Source organism: Kitasatospora sp. NPDC059648 (genome assembly GCF_042734825.1).
GTDB lineage: Bacteria > Actinomycetota > Actinomycetes > Streptomycetales > Streptomycetaceae > Kitasatospora.
This window is the reverse complement of record NZ_JBHWDU010000215.1, coordinates 1-1,982: the sequence shown is the minus strand read 5'-3', so window position 1 is coordinate 1,982 and position 1,982 is coordinate 1. Positions and strand designations below refer to the sequence as shown.

Annotated in this window: 1 protein-coding gene; it reads right to left on the bottom strand. The window is 73.5% G+C overall.

Going from position 1 to position 1,982, the window contains the following annotated elements:
- The coding region (locus ACFV1W_RS40515; RefSeq protein WP_380422576.1) for an SDR family NAD(P)-dependent oxidoreductase at positions 1–1,982 on the bottom strand (1,982 nt) is incomplete at both ends.

Sequence of the window (1,982 nt, the reverse complement as noted above, 5' to 3'; positions counted from 1 at the left end):
GCCGTCAGCGGGTGCTCGGCGGAGACGGCCGAGATCAGCTTCTCCACGGCATCGCGGTCGGCGACGTCGCACGCGGCGATCTCCACCTCGGCCGCCCCCAGCCCCATCAGCTCGTCCGCCAGCTCCCGCGCACCCTCGGCGGCCAGACCGCGACGGCTGGTCAGGACCAGGTGACGGACACCGTGCTCGGCCACCAGGTGACGGGCGACGAGCGAACCCAGCGCACCCGTACCACCGGTCACCAGCACCGTCCCGCCCTCCGCGAGCGCGACCTCCCCCCCTCCAGCCCGGGAGGCACGGACCAGGCGCGGCACCCGCACCGTGCCCTCGCGGACTGCCGCCTCGGTCTCGTCCGAGCCGAGGACCGACCGGAGCAGCTCCGGGGTCAGCGACTCGTCGGCGTCCACCAGCACGAACCGGTCCGGATTCTCCGCCTGCGCGGAGCGCACCAGGCCCCAGAGCGGAGCACTCGCCAGGTCGTCAACCAGGGCGCCACGGGTCACGAACACCAGACGCGAGTCCGCGAAACGCTCCTCCGCCAGCCAGCCCTGCACCAGCGCCAGCGCCTCCCGGGCCGACCGGTGGGCAGCACCCACCAAGTCCCCGCCCTCGAACAGTGCCACCGGAGCGAACACCACCTCCGGCACCGAACCGGCCCCGGCCAGCTCCGCCAGACCCGTGTACGCGGTGCCGCCGGCGAAGACACCCTCCGCCCGGCCCAGCACCGCCCAGTTGGCGGTCCCGGCCGCCGACAGCGTCGGCTCCGACCACTCCAGCTGGAACATCGACTCGTGGAACTCCCGCCCTGCCGACACCAACTGCCCCGCGTCCACCGGACGCAGCGCCAACGAGCCGGCGGAGGCGACCGGCGTGCCGGTCTCGTCGGCGGCCACGATGGACACCGCGTCCGGGCCGGCCGGGGCCAGCTTGACCCGCAGGACCGACGCGCCGGTCGCGTGGAGCGAGACCCCGTTCCACGAGAACGGCAGGTGCGCGGCGTCCTGCCGCGTCACGAAGTCGCCCAGCGCGATGCCGTGCAGCGCCGCGTCCAGCAGCGCCGGGTGAACACCGAAGCCGTCGACCGACACCCCCTCCGCCAGCGCGATCTCCACGAAGACGGCGTCCTCGGTACGCCAGGCGGCGCGCAGCCCCCGGAACACCGGACCGTAGACCAGACCGGTGGCGGCCAGGCCCTCGTACAGGTCCTCCACCCCCACCGGCCGGGCACCCCGCGGCGGCCACACCGACAGGCACTCGGGCACCGCAGCCGTGGCATCGGACAGCAGACCCGAGGCGTGACGGACCCACGGCTCATCACTCTCCGCATCATCCGCACGGGAGTAGACCGCCACCGGGCGAAGACCGTCGGACCCGACCGCCTCCACCGACACCCGCAGGGCAAGGCCTCCCTGCTCGGGCAGCACAAGCGGAGCCTGGAGCATCAACTCCTCGACCTGGCCGAACCCGAGCTGGTCGCCCGCATGGATCACCAACTCCAGCAGACCCGTCCCCGGCACCAGCACCGTGCCCGACACCGCGTGATCGGCCAGCCAAGCGTGCGACTGCAGCGACAGACGGCCAGTCAGCAGCACGCCGTCCGAATCCGGGAGGGCAATCGCTGCGCCGAGCAGCGCGTGGCCCGTCGCGGCCTGGCCCAGACCTGCGGCGTCACCTGCGGCGGAGGTCGCCTTCAGCCAGAAGTGCTCGTGCTGGAAGGCGTAGGTGGGCAGGTCAGTGCGGCTCGCGCCGCGACCGGCGAACACCGCCTCCCAGTCGAGGTCCGCACCGTGGGCGTGCAGGCCGGTGACGGCCCGGGTGAAGGTCAGGGCTTCCGGGCGGTCCTTGCGCAGCACGGGGGCGAAGTGACCCTCGGTGATCTCATGCGCCAGGGCGGACAGCGTGCCGTCCGGGCCCAGCTCCAGGAAGTCGGTGACGCCCTGGGCCGCCAGGTAGGCGATGCCGTCGGCGAAGCGCACCGCCTC